This is a genomic window from Rhizobium sp. NPDC092011, from assembly GCF_044756305.1.
GTDB lineage: Bacteria > Pseudomonadota > Alphaproteobacteria > Rhizobiales > Rhizobiaceae > Rhizobium.
The window spans coordinates 219,991-240,813 of the sequence record NZ_JBIVSO010000010.1 but is presented as its reverse complement, the minus strand read 5'-3'; the positions used below and the strand labels follow the sequence as shown (position 1 = coordinate 240,813).

The 20,823-nt window shown below is 59.4% G+C and carries 20 protein-coding genes; 12 read left to right on the top strand and 8 right to left on the bottom strand.

Going from position 1 to position 20,823, the window contains the following annotated elements:
* The first annotated feature begins 5 nt into the window (after positions 1 to 5).
* Complete coding sequence (locus ACIQJ2_RS29505) at positions 6 to 1,121, top strand: ABC transporter ATP-binding protein (RefSeq protein ID WP_199151706.1); 1,116 nt, start codon at positions 6 to 8, stop codon at positions 1,119 to 1,121.
* Positions 1,122 to 1,361: 240 nt separating this feature from the next.
* On the opposite strand, the gene ACIQJ2_RS29500 is transcribed toward ACIQJ2_RS29505, so the two are convergent.
* A complete protein-coding gene (locus ACIQJ2_RS29500; RefSeq protein WP_400672639.1) occupies positions 1,362 to 1,802 on the bottom strand; it encodes a hypothetical protein in 441 nt (146 codons plus the stop codon).
* A 564-nt stretch (positions 1,803 to 2,366) separates the two neighbouring features.
* On the opposite strand from ACIQJ2_RS29500, the gene ACIQJ2_RS29495 reads away from it, so the two are divergent.
* Together ACIQJ2_RS29495 and ACIQJ2_RS29490 are read left to right on the top strand one after the other, a co-directional pair.
* Positions 2,367 to 2,969, top strand: a complete 603-nt coding sequence (locus ACIQJ2_RS29495) for a 2-hydroxychromene-2-carboxylate isomerase (protein WP_400672636.1) — start codon at positions 2,367 to 2,369, stop codon at positions 2,967 to 2,969.
* 92 nt (positions 2,970 to 3,061) lie between these two features.
* Positions 3,062 to 3,832 carry an alpha/beta fold hydrolase gene (locus tag ACIQJ2_RS29490; protein ID WP_400672632.1) on the top strand — a complete coding sequence of 257 codons (771 nt, stop codon included), beginning with the start codon at positions 3,062 to 3,064 and terminating at the stop codon, positions 3,830 to 3,832.
* Between the two features lie 117 nt (positions 3,833 to 3,949).
* On the opposite strand, the gene ACIQJ2_RS29485 is transcribed toward ACIQJ2_RS29490, so the two are convergent.
* Complete coding sequence (locus ACIQJ2_RS29485) at positions 3,950 to 4,258, bottom strand: ArsR/SmtB family transcription factor (protein ID WP_400672630.1); 309 nt, start codon at positions 4,256 to 4,258, stop codon at positions 3,950 to 3,952.
* A 219-nt stretch (positions 4,259 to 4,477) separates the two neighbouring features.
* On the opposite strand from ACIQJ2_RS29485, the gene ACIQJ2_RS29480 reads away from it, so the two are divergent.
* The 5 genes from ACIQJ2_RS29480 to ACIQJ2_RS29460 are packed head-to-tail and all read left to right on the top strand — an operon-like array spanning position 4,478 to position 8,991.
* Entirely contained in the window at positions 4,478 to 5,326 is an 849-nt protein-coding gene (locus ACIQJ2_RS29480; RefSeq protein ID WP_400672627.1) for an ABC transporter substrate-binding protein, read from the top strand.
* Position 5,327: 1 nt separating this feature from the next.
* Positions 5,328 to 6,461, top strand: coding sequence for an LLM class flavin-dependent oxidoreductase (locus ACIQJ2_RS29475; protein ID WP_400672625.1), 1,134 nt, complete (start codon positions 5,328 to 5,330; stop codon positions 6,459 to 6,461).
* Entirely contained in the window at positions 6,454 to 7,290 is an 837-nt protein-coding gene (locus tag ACIQJ2_RS29470; RefSeq protein WP_400672623.1) for an ABC transporter permease, read from the top strand. Before ACIQJ2_RS29475 ends, ACIQJ2_RS29470 begins: the two co-directional genes overlap by 8 nt.
* Complete coding sequence (locus ACIQJ2_RS29465) at positions 7,287 to 7,991, top strand: ABC transporter ATP-binding protein (RefSeq protein ID WP_400672621.1); 705 nt, start codon at positions 7,287 to 7,289, stop codon at positions 7,989 to 7,991. The genes ACIQJ2_RS29470 and ACIQJ2_RS29465 overlap by 4 nt, the downstream gene beginning before the upstream one ends.
* A gap of 46 nt (positions 7,992 to 8,037) precedes the next feature.
* Positions 8,038 to 8,991, top strand: coding sequence for an aliphatic sulfonate ABC transporter substrate-binding protein (locus ACIQJ2_RS29460; RefSeq protein WP_400672618.1), 954 nt, complete (start codon positions 8,038 to 8,040; stop codon positions 8,989 to 8,991).
* Between the two features lie 168 nt (positions 8,992 to 9,159).
* Here ACIQJ2_RS29460 and ACIQJ2_RS29455 read toward each other — a convergent pair whose 3' ends face one another.
* Positions 9,160 to 10,440 (bottom strand): lipoprotein-releasing ABC transporter permease subunit, encoded by a 1,281-nt coding sequence (locus tag ACIQJ2_RS29455; RefSeq protein ID WP_400672615.1) that lies wholly within the window; start codon positions 10,438 to 10,440, stop codon positions 9,160 to 9,162.
* A 514-nt stretch (positions 10,441 to 10,954) separates the two neighbouring features.
* Between ACIQJ2_RS29455 and ACIQJ2_RS29450 the strand changes: the two genes are divergently transcribed.
* Complete coding sequence (locus ACIQJ2_RS29450; protein ID WP_400672613.1) at positions 10,955 to 11,359, top strand: barstar family protein; 405 nt, start codon at positions 10,955 to 10,957, stop codon at positions 11,357 to 11,359.
* 74 nt (positions 11,360 to 11,433) lie between these two features.
* On the opposite strand, the gene ACIQJ2_RS29445 is transcribed toward ACIQJ2_RS29450, so the two are convergent.
* The 3 genes from ACIQJ2_RS29445 to ACIQJ2_RS29435 form a co-directional block, all read right to left on the bottom strand.
* Positions 11,434 to 13,410, bottom strand: a complete 1,977-nt coding sequence (locus ACIQJ2_RS29445) for a tyramine oxidase (RefSeq protein ID WP_400672610.1) — start codon at positions 13,408 to 13,410, stop codon at positions 11,434 to 11,436.
* A 30-nt stretch (positions 13,411 to 13,440) separates the two neighbouring features.
* Positions 13,441 to 14,847, bottom strand: a complete 1,407-nt coding sequence (locus tag ACIQJ2_RS29440; protein WP_400672607.1) for an aldehyde dehydrogenase family protein — start codon at positions 14,845 to 14,847, stop codon at positions 13,441 to 13,443.
* Between the two features lie 109 nt (positions 14,848 to 14,956).
* Entirely contained in the window at positions 14,957 to 15,877 is a 921-nt protein-coding gene (locus tag ACIQJ2_RS29435) for a helix-turn-helix domain-containing protein (RefSeq protein ID WP_400672605.1), read from the bottom strand.
* A gap of 428 nt (positions 15,878 to 16,305) precedes the next feature.
* Here ACIQJ2_RS29435 and ACIQJ2_RS29430 point away from each other — a divergent pair, with 428 nt between their 5' ends.
* Complete coding sequence (locus ACIQJ2_RS29430) at positions 16,306 to 17,838, top strand: amino acid adenylation domain-containing protein (RefSeq protein ID WP_400672602.1); 1,533 nt, start codon at positions 16,306 to 16,308, stop codon at positions 17,836 to 17,838.
* 59 nt (positions 17,839 to 17,897) lie between these two features.
* Here ACIQJ2_RS29430 and ACIQJ2_RS29425 read toward each other — a convergent pair whose 3' ends face one another.
* Both ACIQJ2_RS29425 and ACIQJ2_RS29420 read right to left on the bottom strand, forming a co-directional pair.
* Positions 17,898 to 18,302, bottom strand: coding sequence for a hypothetical protein (locus ACIQJ2_RS29425; RefSeq protein ID WP_199150487.1), 405 nt, complete (start codon positions 18,300 to 18,302; stop codon positions 17,898 to 17,900).
* A 279-nt stretch (positions 18,303 to 18,581) separates the two neighbouring features.
* A complete protein-coding gene (locus ACIQJ2_RS29420) occupies positions 18,582 to 19,211 on the bottom strand; it encodes a TetR family transcriptional regulator (RefSeq protein ID WP_400672599.1) in 630 nt (209 codons plus the stop codon).
* 85 nt (positions 19,212 to 19,296) lie between these two features.
* Here ACIQJ2_RS29420 and ACIQJ2_RS29415 point away from each other — a divergent pair, with 85 nt between their 5' ends.
* Together ACIQJ2_RS29415 and ACIQJ2_RS29410 are read left to right on the top strand one after the other, a co-directional pair.
* Complete coding sequence (locus ACIQJ2_RS29415; RefSeq protein ID WP_400672596.1) at positions 19,297 to 19,953, top strand: O-methyltransferase; 657 nt, start codon at positions 19,297 to 19,299, stop codon at positions 19,951 to 19,953.
* 288 nt (positions 19,954 to 20,241) lie between these two features.
* On the top strand, positions 20,242 to 20,790 hold the full coding sequence (locus ACIQJ2_RS29410) for a VOC family protein (RefSeq protein WP_400672594.1): 549 nt from the start codon (positions 20,242 to 20,244) through the stop codon (positions 20,788 to 20,790).
* Positions 20,791 to 20,823: the final 33 nt, after the last annotated feature.

Sequence of the window (20,823 nt, the reverse complement as noted above, 5' to 3'; positions counted from 1 at the left end):
TCGCCATGGCTTTTCTAGAAATTTCCGGACTGAAGAAGCGTTATGGCGCCGTCGATATCCTCAAGGGTATCGATCTCGAAATGGAGAAGGGCGGCTTTCTCGTGCTGGTCGGCCCGTCGGGTTGCGGCAAGTCCACCCTGCTCAACACCATTGCGGGGCTTGAGGCGATCAGCGAAGGCGACATTCGCGTCGACGGCCGCTCGATCGGCGAGTTGCATCCGTCCAAGCGCGATATTGCCATGGTGTTCCAGAGCTATGCGCTCTATCCGAACATGACGGTTGCCGGCAATATCGCCTTCGGCATGGAAATGCGCGGCGTACCGACTGATGAGCGCAAGAAGGCAATCGACGAGGTGGCCAAGGTGCTGCAGATCAGCCATCTTCTGGATCGCAAGCCGAGCCAGCTGTCGGGCGGCCAGCGCCAGCGCGTCGCGATGGGCCGGGCGCTGGTCCGCGATCCCAAGCTGTTCCTGTTCGACGAGCCGCTATCCAATCTCGATGCCAAACTGCGCGTTGACATGCGCACCGAGATCAAGCGGCTGCATGAGCGCATGAAGACGACGATCGTCTATGTGACGCATGATCAGATCGAGGCGATGACGCTGGCCACGAAAATCGCGGTTCTCAAGGACGGCCTGCTGCAGCAGTTCGGCTCGCCGGCCGAGATCTACAACAATCCGGCCAACATGTTCGTCGCCGACTTCATGGGCTCGCCGGCCATGAACCTGTTGTCCGGCACGATCGAGAAGGCTGACAGCGGGCTGTCCGTGTCGCTGGAACGGCCCGACGGCGAGCCGATCAGGCTGCCAATCGCCCCCGGTCGTGAGCAGCTCGAAGCCCATGCCGGCCGTCCGGTGGTCTTCGGCATTCGCCCGGAAGCGCTGACCGATCCTGACGGCGCCGACCGCAATGCCCGCACCGTCGCCGAGAATGATTGCCTGATCGAGGTGGTCGAACCGGCTGGTTCCGACACCTTCGCCGTCATCAAGCTCGGCGGCAAGGAAGTCGTCGCCCGCTTGCGTGCCGATGCCCGCATCCATGCAGGCCAGCACGCACGGCTGGCATTCAATCTCGACAAGGCCGTGTTCTTCGATCCGCAGACCCAGGCGCGCATCGCCTGAGGTCAGCGGCAATCAGAGAAGGGTGAGAACCCGCCTTGCGGCACGCATGCCTGTGGCTCGTCGCTGCAGACGATGCGGAAAGCTTTGGCGTTCCGAGAAGGACATGTCAGGGCTCGAATCCTAAGACTGAACCGCTCATAAATACCGCTTGTGGCGGAGTAGCTCACGCCGCTCCGCCACACTGTTGGAACTATTGACGAGCCGCTTCGACCGGCAGCGATCGACGCCGAGCCGCAGCTCCTATTTCACGGTGATGCTCATACCGCTGATATCAGCGTTGACCTGCAGGCCGACCTGCTTGCCCGAGAGCTCGAGCTGGGCGCCTTTTTCATTGGTCATGACGATCATCTGAGCCCCTTTGCCGACCGCACCACCGCCGCCAGCTGCGCCATAGACGCCCGTCACATCCTGTGCACGGCGGATATGGCGCACGGTGCCTTGGAAGTAGGTCTTGGAAGCCCCGAAGGCGAGGCCGCCCGAGATACCGCCGATCGAGACGGGATAGTGGCGACCGTGGAATGTCAGCGTGCCTTCGCCACCCGATCCACCGATGAAGAAGGCTGCCTTATAGACGGAAAAGCGGATCGTGCCGCTATCGGCATGCGCAACGCCGGCAAGGCCAACTCCTGCGGCTGCGATGGCGGCGAATGCAACGGAACGAAAACCAGCGGAAATGGTCATAATGGTCACTCCTTAAAATTGCCGCTTACCCAACCGGCCAGGGATATCGGCGTCGGATCAAAGTTACAGCTAAACCGTCTGATCGGTCATTTGGTTCCAGTCATGCGGAAAAATCCAGCTAACGATGATCGCATAGGATGATCTGGCGATCGCATCCTTGGGCTTGGCGGCGGGAGCGGCCATTCTTATGGTGATCCCGATCGCCGCCTTGCAATTGTCACCAGTTGTCCCGATTGGATGCGGATCAAATTATTCTATAAATTCCATAGAAAGCTAGAATAATAGCCCTTCCCGATCACTGATCCCTTGCCTAGCCTGAGGACGAATTCGACACAGCAGAGAAGGCTCGGACAAAGCGACCAAGTTCACCATCACCGCCTATACCGACGCCTCGGCGAAACAGCCCCAAGACATTTCTGGATTGCGATCCGCAGATCTTGTCGAGCTCTTTCAGGATGCGTCGGCAACCATGATTTCAGGCCGCCGTCCCGGCATCATCGCCTACCCTCTTTTGGCATTAGACATCGCCGTTCCATCACCTACCCCTATCGGAGTATGCACGCAGTGACCAAGACCATCGACTATTTTTTCGGGATCGGCAGCCCTTGGGCCTATATCGGACTTGAACCGTTCAAGGCACTTGCAGCGCGTTTCGATGCCCAGATCGAGCCCTACGTCATTCCTCTAATCGAAGACAATGGAGCGATCTATGCACGCAATCGACCCGACGCACGGCGAGCATATGGAGTAAAGGATCTCAAGCGATGGGCAGCCTTACGCGGCAGGTCGCTGATGTTCGAGAACAGGAGCACGCTTTCCGATCCGACGTCCGCAGGCCTTGCGGTGATTGCAGCACATCTCGCAGGTCAACATTGGCTCGGCTTGACCCAGGCCCTGCAGGAAGCCTTCTGGACGCGCGCCGAAGACATCGGCAATAGCGAGATACGCCGAGCCATCGCGGACGCGGCGGGCTTCGACGGCGCCGATATCGAGGCCCGCGTAGGAAGCAGAGATGTTCTGGCAAAGTGGGAATCGAATTATGAAATCGCCAAGGCGGCCGGCGTCTTCGGCTTTCCCACCTTTCGCTACGAGGGAGAACTCTATTGGGGCCAGGACAGCTTGCCCTTCCTGGAACGCCACCTTAGCGGAGAAAAACTGCTCGCCTGACAGCGAAGCATGGGTTGCCGATGTCTCTCCCGGACGTTTCCTGACGACGCTCTTGGGCATTTGCATGCCTTTCGTTCATTGGGGCATTTGTCATGCACTCTTTCGCAATTCCACCGTCGGCAACCCACTTGCGGTATCTCCAGTTTACGGGTGACGGCATTCCCCTTCTGATGATCCATGGCCTCGGCTGCGCTTCATCATTCGAGTATCCCCATGTGGCGCTCGCACCCGCTTTGCGCGGGCGACGGCTTATCCTTCTCGATCTCCTCGGCTTTGGCTATAGTGATCACCCCGATGATTTCAGCTATCGCATCCATGACCACGCTTTGCAGGTTCACAGCTTCATCGAGGCACAAAACCTTCAGCGAATAGATATCTACGGACACAGCATGGGCGGATCCGTTGCCATCGAAACGGCGGATCTACTCGGAGACAAGGTCGCTCATCTCGTTCTGTCGGAGGCCAATCTCGATAGCGGCGGTGGGACGTTCAGTCGGGCGATTGCGGCTTTCGAAGAGGCCGACTATGTCAGCGGCGGCCACAAGGCGTACCTTACTCAGGCGGACGAGGCTGGAAATCGGGAATGGGCAGCCATGATGCGAGCCTCATCGGCTCTCGGGGTTCATCGAAGCGCAAAATCGCTGGTAGAAGGCGGCTCGCCTGACTGGCGTTCTCGGTTCTTGAAGCACCCGTCTCGGAAAACCTTTATCTTCGGCGAGCGCAGCCTACCGGATCCTGATGTTCAGCGCCTGTCATCCTTGGGCATCCCGGTACGCATCGTCGCAAATGCCGGTCATTCCATGGCAACGGAAAATCCGGAGGGTCTGGCAAAGGCGATCGCCGAGGCAACAAGGGCAGATTGACCGCCCGTCAACGATCACGAGGCAGCATTCCAGCAAGAAGGTGGCCATCGCTGTGAGGCTTGCTCAGCTCATGGCTTCGCCAGAAGGGAGGCGGAGTCCCCTGGAATACGCCGCCGCCTACGTCATTTCCATCGCGTTGCCGGCTTCGAGCTGGGCGCCGCGCCATATGGCCGACGCCTCGGAATCTGCAAACAGCAACCGCAGATGTGCAATGATCTGGCCGGCCCTTGGATCCGCCAGGCGATAGACGACCGCCTTCGAGCGGCGCGTCCCGAAAATGATGCCGGCGTCACGCAATTCTCCGATCTGCTGCGACAATGTCGGCTGATGGACATCGAGAACGTCCTCAAGCTCGCCGACCGTCCTTGCACCCTCCATGAGCACGCAGAGGATTGCCAACCGTACCGGGTTTGACATAGCTTTCATGAAATCAGAGGCTGCACCGATGGCGCGGCATTTGACCTTCGGCTCATGTGCTCGACGCAAGCGAAATTTGTCATCTAGAGTCTTTATCATCGATTTCGAACCTTACGCTCGATGAGAATAGTTTTCTCTTTCTTGCGGAATTTTAAACGCTGAGTTTCTCGTCATCAATTCCCCATTCATTATATAAATTTATATAACAATGGCAATGAGGTAAATATCTTGGCTTTCAGGATTGGCCACCATCCGAACAATCTGCACTTGCATCTGGCGGCGCTCTGGCCTGGCGCCTTTGCGTCGATGAATCCGGAGTTTATTGCTTATCCCGAGGGACGCGATACGGCAGAAAAGCTGGTGCGCGGCGAATTCGACATCGGTGGGACGGGGTCCACTCCCCCTATCCTCGCCGCGGCCTCCGGGCTGTCCGTTTCCTATATAGCAGCATCCGCACCCCGCCCGGCCAACGGCGCAATTCTGGTATGGAAGGCCGGCGGCATCGAAACCGTTGCCGACCTCAAGGACAAAGCGGTTGCCCTCGTCGATGGTTCCTTTCTGACCTATTTCCTTGCCAAACGACTGGAAGAGGCCGGCCTGTCGCTCACCGACATCCAGCGTCGGGACATGGCGCCGGTTCCATCCCGCGACGCGCTGAAAGACGGTACGGTTGCCGCCTGGGTCGCCATGGCGCCCCATCTCGAGCAGTCGCTGCCCAGTGGCGAGTTTCGCGTGCTCGCGCATTGCGGCGACCTTATCCCAAACCGTTCCCTATTCTGGACCATTGACGAACGCGGCATTTCGAGTGCCGCAGCGGCTGATTTTTCCGGCGAGCTCGAGCGTCTCGGCAATGAAATCGCAGCCGACCCCGAAAAGGCGGCTTTGCTGCTTTCGAAGGACGGAGACGAGGCCGAACGGAGGGCATGGACACGCGTCGTTTCAGGCCGAAACTGGCGGGTCGCCGCCGTCGATTCCGCAGTTCTTCGTGAGCAACAGGCAGAAGCCGATACGCTTTTCAAACATGGCGACCTGCCGACCAAGCTGACAATTCAGACGACAAGCGACAAAGAGATCTGACATGAACGTACTCTGGTACATGTGCGCACCCGATGGCGCCTATCCGTGGAAAGCCGAAGGGTCGCGCACCATCGACTACGGCTATTACAAGCAGCTGGCCCAGGCCTATGACCATCTCGGCTTCACCGGCGCATTGTTTGCGACCGGCGCTCACGACGTCTGGCCGCTCGCCGGTGCGCTCCTTCCCTATACGGAACGGATGAAGTTTCTCATCGCCTTCCATCCGGGCCTCATCGCACCGACGCTGCTCGCCAAGATGGCGGCGACCTTCCAGGAATTCTCGAACGGCCGGCTGATGCTGAACGTCGTCTCTGGCGACGCCAAGATGCTTGGCGCCTACGGCATGATGCTGCCGCATGACGAGCGCTATGTCATGGCGGACGAATATCTGACCATCTGGCATCGGCTGATGGCCGGCGAGAGCGTTACCCACAAGGGCAAGTATTTTCAGACGGAAGGAGCAAAGCTCGCCCTTCCGGCCGGATCGGCCATCAAGCCGCCGCCGCTCTGGTTCGGCGGCTCGTCCGACAGCGCGATCGAGGTTGCCGCCAAGCATGTCGAAACCTACCTTTCCTGGGGCGAAACCCCGGAGCAGATGGGCGACAAGGTTGCCAAGGTGAAGCTTCGCGCCGAGGCTCACGGCCGCTCCCTCAACTACGGTATCCGGCTCTACGTCATCGTCCGTCAGACGGATGAGAAAGCCTGGGAGGCGGCCGCGGATCTCTACGACCAAATGGACGACGCCGCGATTGCGGCCAATCAGCGGTTTGTGTCCAACACGGATTCCGTCGGCCAGCAGCGGATGAGCGCCATGCATGGCGGCATCAAGCCGGACAATCTGCGCGACCTGGAAATCTCTCCCAATCTATGGGCGGGGATCGGCCTTGTGCGGCCCGGTCCGGGTACGGCGATCGTCGGCTCGCCGGATACGGTGATCCGAACGCTTGAGGCCTATCAGAAGGTTGGCGTCGATACGTTCATCCTTTCCGGCATGCCGCTTCTCGAGGAGGCCTATCGTTTCGGCGAACTCGTTCTGCCGCGACTGCCCGTCGAACGTTCCGCACCGGAACGCAAGCATTTCACCTGGTCGACCCTGTTCGATCGGGATCTTGGTGGAAAACCCGCACATGGCTGAAATTTCGACCATAAGTCGAGACATCCCCCGCCCAGACGGCAATTCCCTGCCGCCCGGGAAGTCTGGTCGGAAAGCAGCGCGATGGGCAACACGCCTCGTTTCGCCGGTCGCGATCATCCTGATCTGGCAGATCGCCAGCATGACGGGGTTCTTGTCGCCGCGAACGCTTGCCTCCCCCGGTGAAATCCTCGGGGCGGCAGGGCGGTTGATCACGTCAGGCGAGCTTGTCACCGGCCTGGCGGTCTCGTTCCTGCGGGTGCTGCTCGGCTTCTCGATCGCCTTCGTCGTCGGCGTGACGCTGGCACTTGCCGCCGGCCTGTCCCGTCTCGGCGAATCCGCCATCGATCCACCGCTTCAGATGCTGAAAGCCATGCCCTTTCTCGGCCTCTTGCCGCTCTTCATCCTGTGGTTCGGGATCGGTGAAGCGCCGAAGATCGGCCTTGTCGCATTTGGTTCGGTTTTCCCGATCTATCTGACCCTGCATGGCGGCATTCGCGGGATTGACCGAAAACTCATCGAAGCCGGCCGGACACTCGGCCTCAATACATCGGGCATCATCCGCCACATCATCATCCCCGGCGCGTTGCCGTCTCTTCTGGTTGGTGTTCGATATGGCCTCAGCGTTGCCTGGCTCAGTCTTGTGGTCGGAGAACAGATCAATGCGTCGAGCGGCATCGGCTACATCATCACCTATGCGCGCGACTTCCTGCAGACGGATGTCATCGTCGTCTGCCTCATGGTCTATGCCCTCATGGGACTGTTGACAGACGCTCTCGTACGACTGATCGAAGCCTATGCGCTGCGCTGGCGCCCGGAGGCGATCACATGACACCCCTGGTCGATATTCGTGGTCTCACGCGCTCCTTCGGCGGCCCGGCCATCCTCAATAACATCGATCTGACGATCGCAAAGGGCGAATTCGTCGCCCTGCTCGGCCGCAGCGGCTCCGGCAAATCCACCTTGCTGCGCGTGCTTGCCGGCCTTGATGCCGCGCCAGCCCGGCACTTGCAGCTTCCTCAACGCCGCTCCGTGGTGTTTCAAGAGCCCCGGCTGATGCCGTGGAAAACCGTGATCGACAATGTCACGCTGGGCGTCAAGCGGCAGGATGCGCGCACCGTTGCAGAGCAGACGCTTGAGGACGTCGGCCTGTCGCACCGGCAGAATGCATGGCCGCTCACCCTTTCCGGAGGAGAGGCGCAGCGCGCCGCCCTTGCCCGCGCACTTGTTCGCGAGCCCGAGCTCCTGCTGCTCGACGAGCCATTTGCAGCCCTGGACGCATTGACGCGTTTGCGCATGCATGGGTTGGTCTTCGATCTCTGGCAAAAGCATCGGCCCGCAGTCCTCCTGGTCACCCACGACATCGGCGAGGCTATCATGCTCGCCGATCGCATCCTCGTGCTCGACAATGGCCGCTTCACCCGGGAAATACCCGTCAACCTCGATCACCCTCGCCGCCGCAGCGGTCCGGAAGCAAGCCGCCTCGAAGCCGAGCTTTTGACCGAGCTCGGCGTCGAACCCTCGCATGCCTGACTTTATCGCTTCTCAGCACGCCATTTCGGCAGATCGGAACATCAGAATGATCACCAAGCGCCAATTTATCATCGCGATGGCAGCAACGGCGGCCATCGCCACCCTTGCCCCCACCGCCCAGGCCGCGGACCAGGTCGTCCGTATCGGCTGGTTGAGAGGCCCAAACGACATTACGCTTGCCAAGTCGCGCGGTACGCTCGAAAAGGCGCTTGGCGAAAAGGGCATCAAGGTGGAGTGGGCCGGCCCTTTCCCGGCGGCGGCTCCGGCCTTCGAAGCCCTTAATGCCGGCAGCATAGACATCACCGCCGGCAGCTCGACATCTGCAATCGCAGCGCTTGCCGCCAAGGTGCCGTTGGTCGTCTTCGCCTACCAAAAGATGGCCGCGGGCTCGGAAGGCATCGTCGTCAAGAAGGATTCCAAAATCGCTTCGATCAAGGACCTTGCCGGCAAGAAAGTTGCTGTCAATCGCGGCGGCACGGGCGAATATCTGCTCATGCAGGGTCTGGCGACCAACGGCGTCAATCCGAAAAGCGTGGAGCGCGTCTATCTAAGCCCGAGCGACAGCGGCCCGAGCTTCACCCAGGGCCATGTCGATGCCTGGGCCACCTGGGACCCGTTCCTGACGATCGCCGAGAAGGCCTATGACGGCAAGGTCGTCGCCGATGGCGACGCCATTCGCTCGGACAACGCGGTCGTCCTGGTCGCAAGCAAGGCATTCGCCCAATCCAAGTCTGACCAGCTTCAGCTCGTCTTCGACGTCATCAAGTCGGAAAATGCCTGGGCCGTCGCCCACAAGAGCGAAGCAGGCGCCATCTGGGTCAAGGAAATGAACGTTCCGGCCGATCTCGCCCAGAAGATCGGCGAGAACAACGCCGTTCCGACGACGGCGGTCTCGAAGGCGGATGCGGAACAGATCGGCAAGGTGGCCGAATGGTATGCCAAGAGCGGCATCATTCCGGCCGTCCCCGATGTCGCCTCCGGCGTCGTCACACTGAAATAAGTCCGACATAGCATTGGCTGCGCAAAATCCCGTCCCGGCATTCCTGCCGGGACCGCCTCCCTTTCGATCGATGGGCTGTGACTGACGGCGGTCAGCATCAAGTGCGGCCGATACGGTCGGAGGACGTGTGTGGGGGATAGTTGAGCTACAGAACTGGCGTCGTCGCCATCATTCATACCTCAACGCATCGACAGGATCGAGCCTTGCAGCACGCCAGGCCGGAAGGAGCGTTGCGAGGAAAGAAAGGGCCAGAGCCATCAAAACTACCGATATGATTTCCCCGATGTCCATGCGTGCGGGCAACTGGCTCAGAAAATAAAGCTCGGGACTGAACAGCGTTATCCCTGACAGCCACGAGAAGAACTGGCGGATCGGTTCGACATTCATGGACACGATGACGCCGAGCACAACGCCAGCTGCGGTGCCGACGCCGCCGATTGCCGCTCCGGCCATGAAGAAGATGCGCATGATCGCACCGCTGGTCGCGCCCATCGTGCGCAGGATCGCGATATCGGGCCCCTTGTCTTTGACCAGCATGAACAATCCCGAAATGATGTTGAGCGCAGCAACCAGCACGATCAGCGTCAGGACCACGAACATGACGTTGCGCTGGACCTGAAGGGCCGAGAACAATGTCTGGTTGCGCTGACGCCAGTCGGTCAGGAACACGGGCCGCCTCGCCACACTTTCAACCGAGGGGCGCAACCGGTCCACGGCATCGGGGTCATCGACGAAGACCTCGATGGATTGAACGACGCCTTCGGAATTGAAGTAACGTTGGGCTTCGCCGAGCGGCAGATAGATGATCGAGCTGTCATATTGAGACATGCCGACCTCGAAGATCGCCACCACTGGATAGCTCATCTGGCGCGCGGTGACGCCGAACGGGGTGACGTCACCTTCGGGCGCGACAAGCTGAATGCTGTCACCGACCGAGAGACCCAGTCTGTCAGCCATGCGCTTACCGATAGCCGCGCCCTTCGATGCGTTGAAGCTGTCTAGCGTGCCTTGGCGGATATTACTGGAGACCAGCGTCAGCTTGGTGATGTCCTCCCCACGCACGCCGCGCACCAGTGCGCCGGCTCCCGCACCGATGCGGCCGGTCGTCAGCACCTGCCCCTCCGTCATCGGGATCGCGTAGCGCACGCCGGCAATGCCGTTGAAGCGGGCGGCAATCTCCTCATAGTCGTCAAGCCCGCTTTCGATCGGCTGCACGACCAGATGGCCGTTGATGCCGAGGAGGCGATCAAGGAGTTCGGCGCGAAAGCCGTTCATGACAGCCATCACGATGATCAATGTCGCCACACCCAGCATGATGCCGATGAACGAGATGATTGAGATGACAGAGACCACCGTTTCCTTGCGCCTGGAGCGCAGATAGCGCCACGCGATCATGCGCTCGAAGGCTGAAAACGGCCTCGCGCCCTTTTTCGAGCCTGCATCGCTCATGCGGCAACTCGCGGTGCACCGACCGCATTGTCGTGCGGGTAAACCTCAAAGGTAGTGACCCCACGCCCATCGACGCTTTCCAAAGCTGGTCGTAGCTTGTCGTTTTTCGTTTGCGCAGCTGTGCGCTGCCTCATCAATACTAACCTTCGCAGAGCCAGTCTCCCAATGTCGATTAGATGTACGCGGGACCACATTCGTGCGGTCTTGCGAGTTACAGGCAGGTGAGCTGGTGCGGCGGCAAGTTGTATTGTCACAGGAAAAGGCTGGCAGCCAAGCATTGCGTGAACATTACGACGGGGTCGAGTGCACCGCATTGAACGCTCTCGCCGCATGTCGCTCGATCACTGGCAACAGCGATCATTCCCAAGGAGGGTCCGTAGCCGTATAAGTCTAGGAATGGCTCACGAGCGGCAACGCCGTGGTGCCGACGCCAAATCCCAATTCGAGGACGCCGTATGCTGATTGTCACTGAAGGCCGGCGCGGCGCAACGCGATATTTCCATTAGGAAATCACATGTCAGTTGAATATGTCATTGACGGTTCGCGGATAACATCTCTTGAGGATCTCTATGACGAGATCACCCGCGTCTTGGTTCCGCATCATTTCTGGGGCCGGAATCTCGATGCCCTGAACGACATTCTGAGGGGCGGGTTCGGCACCCCAGATGAAGGCTTTACGATCAGATGGTCCCATTCGGCGGTCTCAAGAGAAGCGCTCGGCTATCCCGCGGCGGTGAAAAAACTCGAACACATGCTCGAGCGATGCCATCCCGCTAATCGAGAGAGCGTGAGGCAACGTCTGGCTGCCGCTCGCGACGGCACCGGGCCGACACTGTTTGATTGGATTGTCGAGATTATCAAAATTCATTGCCCCGGCGGTTCGGAGGCTGAGGATAATGTCCTGTTGATACTGGATTGAATGTCCGCCACTCGGTCCTGGCAGGATCCTGGTGCATCCGCCAGCGCCGCCTGAACGGCGCTGGCGTAACGTCGTCAGTTTCGCAACGTCAAAGCGGGATTATGAGCAAAGAAGTTGTGCGGTTCGATATGGATCGTCTTCCATTCGGTCGACATGACGGGCCAATCCTCCATGCGCGGAATATGATGGAAGCCTGCTGTGAACCAGGTGACAATGTCCTTCCCCATCAGCGGCTTATTGGCCTTGACCCATTCCGGTAGAGTATCGGACCCGTCGCTTTGCATGGCGAACTTGCCGCCGGCATATTGCTGATCCGGATCATAAACCGTGTTCCATACGGAATATTCGATATAGGCGTTGCGCTTCATCGGCGGATCCTTGACGAAGTCGAAGGGGCCGTAGGCGACGTCGCCGTGATGGATCATCCAGCCGGGCTCCTGGCCGAGATAGCCTTTCCGTGAGGGGTCAGAGATCATGAAGTAACGCGGCTTCATGGCTGACAGCTGATAGCGCGCCTCCATCTCGGTCTTCGGCATGGTGTGCTGCACCGTCCACATGGAGCGACGCGGGTTCTTCGCATCGACCTTGGCGGGGACGATGTCCATCGTGCCGAAATGGTTGGCCGGCTGGTCGATGTCGAAATCGATGCGGAAGTTGAAATAGTGGTCGTGATTGGCCGCGACGAGGTTTGGCGCGATCAGCGTGCCGTGCGCGGTGTCGGCTGCAGCCGTCGGATCGTCCATCGAGGTCGACTTGACGCCCTTGACGGCATCAAGCCCGGTCGCGCCGATCATGATGCGGATCTGGCCATCCGGCGACAGGCGATAGTCGATCAGGTAGTCATAATTGCCAACTTCGGAAGCCGTACGCACCACGAGTTCGCTTGCCGGCCTGCCTTCCGCCGGGACCGGCTTGTCAGGCGCCTGCGCAAAGACCTCGAAATGACGCCAGGCGGGGTCGCCGATGCTGCGTTCGAAGACACAGATGGCGTTGGGGATCGTCAGCGGATTGCCCTTGTCGTCGGCGATCGTGGCAGGAAGGAAGGTCGCATAGTTCGGGCAATCGACCCCTGCACGCAGCGGGCTCAGGAACAGGCCGAAGCCATATTCTCCGCTATCCATATAAGTGCGCCAGTACCAGCCTTCCGTCGGGTCCATATAGGGCACGAAGACTTCCGAGAGATGCGACTGATAGATCACCGAACGCCAGGTATCGCCGTCCTTTGCGTCGAGGTTGGAGAGCACAAGGCCCGGGCGCTTGTCGACGCGGAAGTTGAAGCGCCACATATCCCATTCGACATGGCTGCCCGATATCTTGTAGTTCGGCCCGCCCTGTTGCGAAAGCGTGGCGAGATTGGTCTGCGGGCGCAGCGGCTCGCGCTCGGCGACTTCCTTCTCTGTGTAGCCCCAATTGTCCTTCGGACCGTCGATGGCACCGGTGTCGATGACCTTCAGCACCTTCTTCTTGCCGATGTCATAGACGGCAAAGAGGCCCTCGATCGGCTTGGCGTAATAGTTCGAGCCTTCCGGAACATGGTAGCAGGGCACCTTCATCAAGCGGGAGTTCTGATACTCTTCGGTGAAGAAGTTGCCGGCCGTCAGTGGCAGGCAGAAGGCCTGATCCGGCGTCAGTCCGCGCTTCTTGAGGCCCGCGACCATTTGCGGGTCGCCGAGCACGCCCTGCAAAGCGTCCATGAACTCGGTGAAAAGCACCATGGGCTGTCCCTTGATCGTCGTCGTGCTTTCGACGGTGCCCTTGGTGATGTTGACCACCGCCTCTTTGAAGCCAGAAAGGCTGGTCAGCTGCACCTTCGCCTCACGGTCGAGCGGCGTGTCGCCCTCCTTCCATTTGAGAACATCGGCCTTGGCCGGCTCCTTCAACTCGATCAGCGGATAAAGCGTCTTGTCGTCGACGATTTTCTGCTCGCGCAGGATCTGGTTGATCTTTTGATATTCCTCGGCCGTCAGCCCGTCGAGCGGGTGGCTCATGGCTGCCGACGCGCAAAGCGTCATGAGCAGCCCGGCCGAAGCCAGCATGTGTTTCACGTTCATTTCCATCCTCCCTGTCATAGCTATTCGAGATCAGGCGAATATCACCTGGATATCCGTGTATTCTTTCAGCCCCTCCTCAGCGAATTCCACGCCGAAACCGGAGGCTTTCACGCCGCCGAAGGGTGCGTTGGGCTGGATTGCTCCGTGCTTGTTGATCCAGACCGAGCCGCATTGCATGCGCGACGCCACGGCCTTTGCCGCCGATATGTCCGAGGACCAGACGGAGCCTCCGAGGCCGTTCGGGCTGTCGTTCGCCATGCGGATGGCATCGTCGATATTGCTGTACTTGATCACAGGCAAAGCGGGGCCGAACTGCTCCTCATCAACAAGCGGATCTCCATTCGAGAGCCCGGCGATAACAGTCGGGGGAAAGAAGAGCCCCTCGCCCGGCGCGCCGCCGAGAAGCACCTTGCCACGCCCTCTGGCATCGGCCACCAGCCGGCTCAGCTTGTCGAACTGCATGCGGTTTTGCACCGGGCCGAGAATGCTCGCCTCGTCCATGCCGTCGCCGACCGGAATATTGCCGGCATAGGCGACCAGTGCCGCACAGACGGCGTCATGGATCGTCTCATGCACATAGAGGCGCTTCAGCGCGGCGCAGGTCTGACCGTTGTTGATGAAGGCGCCCCAGAAAAGGCCTTCGGCAATCTTTTGCGGATCGGCATCAGGCAGCACAATGCCGGCGTCATTGCCGCCAAGCTCCAGCGTCAGCCGCTTCATGTTGGATGCCGCCGACTGCATAACCTTCTGGCCTGTCGCGATGGAGCCGGTAAAGACGATCTTGTTAATGCCGGGATGAGCGGACATCGCCGCGCCCATATTGAAGCCCTGGTCATCGGCGGTCACGACATTCAATACGCCCGGCGGCAGCACCTCGTTCATGATTTCCACAAGACGCAGCGTTGAGAGCGGAGTGAGCGGCGACGGCTTGACGACAACCGTATTGCCCGTCCGCAGCGCCGGCATGATATGCCAGATCGCGATCATCACCGGGAAATTCCACGGCGTGATCGAGCCAACGACGCCGACCGGCTTTCGATGCAGTTCCACGCGCCCCTCGGCATTGTCCTGCAGCACTTTGACCGGCAGGGAAAGCCCGGTCGTATAGCCTGCCCAGGCAACTGCACCGCCCATTTCCCAACGCGAGCCAAGTCCATTGAGCGGTTTGCCTTGTTCGAGCGTGATGAGAGTGGCGAGTTCCTCCGCGCCCTGCTCGATGCGGGCGGTCACCGCGGCGCAGATACTCTGCAAGTCCTTGTCGCTGCGTGCTGACCACGCAGCGAATGCCATGCGCGCGGCCTCAACTGCGCGGTCGAGATCGCCGCCGTCCATGTCGGGTGCGCGGCCGGCCTCTTGTCCGGTCGCCGGATTGAAGACGACGAAATCCGCCGCGCCCTTCACCGGCGTTCCATTGATGGTTGCAGAATAAAGCGTCATTGCCAGTTTCCTCCACGAAAGCCCGGCCAGGGGCCAGGATTGGCGGAAGATTAGGGCAGAAACACGCGGCAGACTTGGACTGATGCGTCCGGACTGTTGGACAAAAGCGTCAATGACAGCGAGCGACGGCGCCCGGCGTAACGCCGTACTTCTTGCGGAACTCCCGGTAGAAGTAGGAGAGATCGTTGAAGCCTGCATCATAGGCGATAGCGGCAATGCCGTCACCGGTCCCATGCGGAATTCGAGTGGAGAGACGGTTATGGGCGATCTCCAGGCGCCGGTTCAGCAGACGATGTCCGGGCGTCTCCCCGAGGACCTGAAAATGCCGCTGCAGCATGCGCTCGGAGACATTGAGCCGGCTGGCAAGCTCTCGCGGACCGAAGGCAGGATCGGCCCTATGACGATCGATGAGCGTGAGCGCGCGTGACAGCAAGGTTTCGGGGGCGCCTGCCCCGCGCGTTGATTGGAGATAAGCCCCCAGAAGACAGAGAAATGCCTCTCCAAGTTGGGTCTGGGCAATCGAGCTGTCGATCATCTTCGTCAACACGGCGCGCATCGCCAACCATAGCGGATCGCTTCGGCTAATCGACACGCCGCCGGTACAAGCGTCGCCGAAGCGGTGCACCATCTCGTTGCGCGGCAAATGGATCGAAACCTGGCTTGAGCGAATGCCGCGATAAAGGAACCGCGAGGGACGAACTGAATCCACGAGAAACATGTCGCCGGGCTCCAGATCGGCCACCCTGCCATTCTGTTCGACACTGCATTGGCCGGTATCCTGAACCAGAAGAAAGAAGTGCTCGCCAGGATCCTGACGGATCGCCTTTGCGCCGCGCTCGACATGCTTGCTGGCATCGAGCCCGACGATTGCCGTCTCGAAAAGCCCCATGCGGCGGGTGGCGACGTCGCCGGCAACAATGCCCGACGACAGGGTTGGTTCAAGCGTAAACGCTCCGCAGATCCTGCGGATCTCCGCTTCAAGCACCTCGACCGGCACGGGTGTGTGAACCGGCGTGAGCAATGACTGCATCGTCCCCTCCCTGGCCTTTGCAGAATGTCATAGTCTGCTTTTAGCACAGCTTTTTCAAAAACACCTGATTTTCTGTGACGCTTCAATTGACGTGACAAATGAAACGACGGGAGGGCGTATGTAGCGAAATGTCCGGAGCCGATTGGAGACGGCGGGAGCAAAGCGGACCGAGACAAGACTGTGACTTGGAACGATCTAGACCGCGAAGAAAGCGAAGCCCAGTTTATCACTAGGCACTACCTTGCGATATGGAGCGCGGAGATGGAGACGACGGACCGTCTCCACGATTGCCGAATGGAAACCGTGGCTTGTCAATCTGCAAAGAGCGCTGCGGTGGCGGCTGTTCTATGGTTTCGCGCATGTCTCGTCAGTCGTGTACCAACTCTTCCGGTCGCGACGTGGCGCCCTCTAGCTGACCGGAGCCATGCATGACACTGGATGAACGGCTTCTTGTCGCAGCGAGGCGCTTTCGGGACAAGCCGGCAATTAATGTTGCCGGCGTTCGTGCGTCCTACGAGGAGCTGTTTCAGTCGGCTATCGACGTGTGCGAAGGCTTGCGCCTCGCAGGTGTCCAGCCGGGCCAGCTTGTCGCCCTGTGTGCGGAACGGACATTCGCCGCATATTCGTCCGTGCTGGGCATTCTACTTGCCGGCTGCGGCTATGTGCCCCTCAATGTCACCTTCCCTGCTATCCGAAACAGGCAAATCCTGTCGTCGTCGCGCGCCGTTGCACTGGTCGTGGATGAGGCAGTCGCGGCAGAGCTTGAGGAGCATATCGGCGCCGAACCACCAACCCTGCCGTTGTTGGCCACCAAGCCCATTCGGAAATCGGGCGCGCTTGGCACCGAGCTCGATACCTTTGTTTCCCTTCGCGCGCTCACCGATCAAACGGTGGTATATCTCCTTTTCACCTCCGGTACGACGGGTGTGCCCAAGGGCGTACCGATCAATGCCAGCAACCTTACCGCCTATATCGATGCTGTTCATGACCTCATGCCGATCGACAGCAGCGATCGACTGCTCCAAGCAGTCGACCTGACATTTGATTTGTCCGTCCATGACATGATGATGTGCTGGCTGCATGGGGCTGAATTGTTCGTTGCACCACAGAATGGTGCCATTCTCGCTCCCCGTACGATTCGCGCAAACAGCCTGACGGCCTGCCTGCTTGTTCCCTCCGCGGCCGCCAAATCGGCCGAACTCGGGCTTATTACACCGGATGGCATGCCCTCCCTCAAATATAGCCTCTTTGCCGGCGAGGCTCTTCCCGTCTCCCTCAGCCGGAAATGGCAAGCAGCAGCGCCGAACGCGACGATCTTCAACATGTACGGCCCGACAGAAGGCACCATCCACACCTCCTATTATCGCATCGATCCGCAGAATTTCTTCGACGGAGCCGTGACGCCGATCGGCTGGCCGATAGGAGAGCAGCGCCTTTCAATTAGAAACGGAGATGGAGCCGAGGTCGCCCATGGCGAGACCGGTGAAATCTGGCTCACCGGGCCGCAAATGACCGCTGGCTATTGGCATGCTCCTGCGCTAGACGCGGAAAAATTTGTCGCCGATCATGATGGACGCTGGTATCGGACCGGTGATGCCGGGCGGTTGGATGCGCGGCACGGGGTGGTTTTTGCTGGCAGGCTGGATCGCCAGATCAAGATCCGCGGATACCGTGTCGAGCTTCAGGACGTGGAAGCAGCGATGGCGTCCGCATCACAGAGCGAGCGAGTGGCCGTCGTCGCATGGCCGCGACGCGATGAAGGGTCCGCCGAAGCAATCATTGGTTTCATCGCGGGGGCGAAGATCGATATCGGCGAGGTCAAACAGCAGCTGTATCGTCTGTTGCCGCCCTACATGCTCCCCGCGGAGATCCACCTGATCGAAGATCTCCCCGTCAACGTCAACGGCAAGATCGACTATCGCCGCCTCGAACAGAGGCTCGCCGAAAGACAGCCCGCGTAGCGGCGAACTCGCCGGTACGCGGGACTTCGGGGGCATCTGCTGGAGATGACCGGCTGAAATTAGTGCACCATTTTGCAGTTGGTCAGCCTGATCGTCATTGCTTCGGGCACATAACCTTCGTTCAGGCATTCGAACGTAAGGGCGTTCGATGGCTCGAACGGCTTAATCTCTCCGCCGTCATATTTGCTTTTGAGAGGCGCCTGATCGGCAGGGCTGAACGAGAGGTCGAATTTCTGGCCATCGCTCTGGATGCCGCCGAAGAAGGTGCCGTCGGGATCGGTGCCCATCCGCACGACATAGCCATCGAAAGCAAGTCGCTTGTGATCGTACTTGGCCGCAGCAGCCTTCGCATCCTTGAGATAGGCGCTGACCACCTGAAAATAAGTCACCGTCTTGGTCGGCGCAGCCGCAAAACCTGCCGCCGGAACAAGGCAAAGCAATGCGATCGAGAGAAGTCGCTTCATTACATACTCACACTTCGGATTTTCGGTTGCCATCGGATCGGGGCTAATTCGCCCAATCGATTCGGCAAACTATTATCACATGGTTGCGCGAGTTCGAAAGCACGCACCTATGCGTGCCTGAGGGTGATCCCTGTCGTAACCACAGATATGGGGAACGATTGCATAAGTTCTGCGATCTACGTGGATCACGACGGCACAGGAGATGCGTCGTTGATCATCGCCTGATACTTGAGTGGTAGGCAACTCGAGCTCAACACTCAATGGCACGACGGCCCCAGCTCAGCCCGCTGCCAGCTTGTCGACATAAGCACAAAGCATATCGGCCATGGCGCCAGCATAGGCATCGATCTCATTCTTCGCACGCAATGTCTGTGAAAACTCCTTGCCGACCGTGGTCAATGTCGTCGCAATCAGCTCGCCTGCAATGTCGCGGGCGCCGTCGGACAGGTCCGGAAGCAGCTCCAGGATGAAGCTGTCGAAAATACGATCCGCCTCTAACCTGAGCGCGCGCGCTTCCGGAGCATCCCGATAGAGCGGCGCTGCATCGGCGAGCGCCATGCGCACCGGCGCCTCCTCGCATTCGGACCGAACAAACTCATGCACGAGGTGTCGCAATCTATCTCTCGGCGGCCTCGTGTCTGCGAGAACGTCTCGAAGCATTTCGGTCGAGCGTTGCCATTCGTCGCTTTGGAGCCTGAAGAGGATCGAAGCCTTGTTGGGGAAATATTGGTAAAGCGAACCAATGCTGACGCCCGCCCTTTCCGCCACGCGAGCCGTGGTGAACCGCTGGGCGCCCTCCACCGTCAAAACCTGAACAGCTGCTGTCAGAATGGCCGAAACAAGCTCATTCGAGCGGCTCTGTTTTGGTTCCTTTCTCGTGGAAATCCGGGACGTTACGCGTTCAGTCATCAAGCCGCTCTACAATGCGATTAGAAAATGCGAATGATTATTCGTATTTCTGTCTCCGGCACAACCTCATATTCTGGAGACCACCATGAATAGCCTTTCTTCCGCCCCCGTCGGGCCATTGCTTGATCGCTTGTTCGCAGAGGCGGATGCCGCCACGAGCCCTGCCATCAGGTCTTTCACATCGGAGGAGCGCGCCGCGCTCACAACCAGCAAAACGCAGTATCTCGATCTCTATACGCGGCTAAAAGATCTTTGGTTACCCGTATCCCGTGAGACGGGTGAGCTCCTCTATATGCTCGTCCGGGCGACAGGCGCGCGAACGGTCGTCGAATTCGGAACCTCCTTCGGGATCTCAGCGCTCTACATCGCGGCGGCATTGCGCGACAATGGCGGCGGCCGGCTGATTTCCAGCGAGTTTGAAAAGAGCAAGATCGACAGGGCGCAGCAAAACCTTGAGGAGGCAGGCCTTGCCGATCTGGTCGAGATTCGCGCCGGAGATGCCATGCAGACATTGAGATACGACCTCCCCGAATGCATCGACCTGCTGCTGCTGGACGGCGCCAAGGCGCTCTACGCCGACATTTTTGAACTGGTGGCGCCAAGGCTGCGGACGGGCGCATTGATCCTTGCCGACGATGCGGAAATGTGCCCCGAATATTTAAGCTGCATCCGCGCCTCCAAGGAGAATTACTTATCCCTTCCCATTGCCGAGGATATTGAACTCTCGATGAAGCTTAGTTGATAAGGCGTATCCTCGCCCAATTGGGTCCGAAAAGATGGTGCCGGTCGGACTCTTCATGCTAGCCACCGGCAGCCTCTACCTCCCCACGAGGCATGTTTTGCCTCGCTTAGCCGCAGGGGCGATCATCGGCCTTCGCATGCATCACAATCCAATCAGAAGCGGATGGCGCTCTCTCGGCAGTTGCACATTCCGCAATTCAAGGAGACATATAGGCGAATACAGAACCGGGTCTCGAGGACGGTCGCCCAAGCGGCACTTTGTCCTTGAGCCCTTTAATGGGAGGGAAGCATGACGAATATCGCGAGCCGAGGGTTGCCCGGCCTTCTCGGGCAGGATCATACGGGGGTAACGGTTCCTGATCTCGATGAGGCACTGGATTTTTTCGTACGGGTGCTCGGCTGCAAACACGCATATACCTTTGGCCCGATTGGTGATGAAGAAGGCGACTTCATGCATCAGGCACTGGGCACGCATCCGCGAGCCCGTATCAAGCGCGCTGCGCTTATCCGCATCGGCCACGGTTCCAATCTCGAACTGTTCGAGTATGACGCACCCGACCAGCGGCGCCTCGAGCAGAAAAACAGCGATATCGGCGCCTTCCATGTCGGGCTCTATGTCGAGGACATCCAGGCCGCCAAGGCCTATCTCGATAATGAGGGCATTGCGACACGCCTGGGGCCCCTTACCATGAATGAGGGGCCGCATGCCGGACAAAGCATTCTCTACTTCCAGTCGCCCTGGGGCCTGCAACTGGAGGCAATCAGCTATCCAAACGGCATGGCCTATGAAAAGACGGCGCAAACCATCCTCTGGTCGCCCAAGTCTCCCGGGGCATAATCGTCAGAACAGCCGATCCACGGATAAGCGATC

What these genes read in the sequence shown, in the direction of transcription:
- ACIQJ2_RS29505 (WP_199151706.1), top strand. Translation starts at nt 6, where the DNA reads ATGGCTTTTCTAGAAATTTCCGGACTGAAGAAGCGTTATGGCGCCGTC.
- ACIQJ2_RS29500 (WP_400672639.1), bottom strand. Translation starts at nt 1,802, where the DNA reads ATGACCATTTCCGCTGGTTTTCGTTCCGTTGCATTCGCCGCCATCGCA.
- ACIQJ2_RS29490 (WP_400672632.1), top strand. Translation starts at nt 3,062, where the DNA reads ATGCACTCTTTCGCAATTCCACCGTCGGCAACCCACTTGCGGTATCTC.
- ACIQJ2_RS29485 (WP_400672630.1), bottom strand. Translation starts at nt 4,258, where the DNA reads ATGAAAGCTATGTCAAACCCGGTACGGTTGGCAATCCTCTGCGTGCTC.
- ACIQJ2_RS29475 (WP_400672625.1), top strand. Translation starts at nt 5,328, where the DNA reads ATGAACGTACTCTGGTACATGTGCGCACCCGATGGCGCCTATCCGTGG.
- ACIQJ2_RS29470 (WP_400672623.1), top strand. Translation starts at nt 6,454, where the DNA reads ATGGCTGAAATTTCGACCATAAGTCGAGACATCCCCCGCCCAGACGGC.
- ACIQJ2_RS29465 (WP_400672621.1), top strand. Translation starts at nt 7,287, where the DNA reads ATGACACCCCTGGTCGATATTCGTGGTCTCACGCGCTCCTTCGGCGGC.
- ACIQJ2_RS29460 (WP_400672618.1), top strand. Translation starts at nt 8,038, where the DNA reads ATGATCACCAAGCGCCAATTTATCATCGCGATGGCAGCAACGGCGGCC.
- ACIQJ2_RS29455 (WP_400672615.1), bottom strand. Translation starts at nt 10,440, where the DNA reads ATGAGCGATGCAGGCTCGAAAAAGGGCGCGAGGCCGTTTTCAGCCTTC.
- ACIQJ2_RS29450 (WP_400672613.1), top strand. Translation starts at nt 10,955, where the DNA reads ATGTCAGTTGAATATGTCATTGACGGTTCGCGGATAACATCTCTTGAG.
- ACIQJ2_RS29445 (WP_400672610.1), bottom strand. Translation starts at nt 13,410, where the DNA reads ATGAACGTGAAACACATGCTGGCTTCGGCCGGGCTGCTCATGACGCTT.
- ACIQJ2_RS29440 (WP_400672607.1), bottom strand. Translation starts at nt 14,847, where the DNA reads ATGACGCTTTATTCTGCAACCATCAATGGAACGCCGGTGAAGGGCGCG.
- ACIQJ2_RS29435 (WP_400672605.1), bottom strand. Translation starts at nt 15,877, where the DNA reads ATGCAGTCATTGCTCACGCCGGTTCACACACCCGTGCCGGTCGAGGTG.
- ACIQJ2_RS29430 (WP_400672602.1), top strand. Translation starts at nt 16,306, where the DNA reads ATGACACTGGATGAACGGCTTCTTGTCGCAGCGAGGCGCTTTCGGGAC.
- ACIQJ2_RS29425 (WP_199150487.1), bottom strand. Translation starts at nt 18,302, where the DNA reads ATGAAGCGACTTCTCTCGATCGCATTGCTTTGCCTTGTTCCGGCGGCA.
- ACIQJ2_RS29420 (WP_400672599.1), bottom strand. Translation starts at nt 19,211, where the DNA reads ATGACTGAACGCGTAACGTCCCGGATTTCCACGAGAAAGGAACCAAAA.
- ACIQJ2_RS29415 (WP_400672596.1), top strand. Translation starts at nt 19,297, where the DNA reads ATGAATAGCCTTTCTTCCGCCCCCGTCGGGCCATTGCTTGATCGCTTG.
- ACIQJ2_RS29410 (WP_400672594.1), top strand. Translation starts at nt 20,242, where the DNA reads ATGACGAATATCGCGAGCCGAGGGTTGCCCGGCCTTCTCGGGCAGGAT.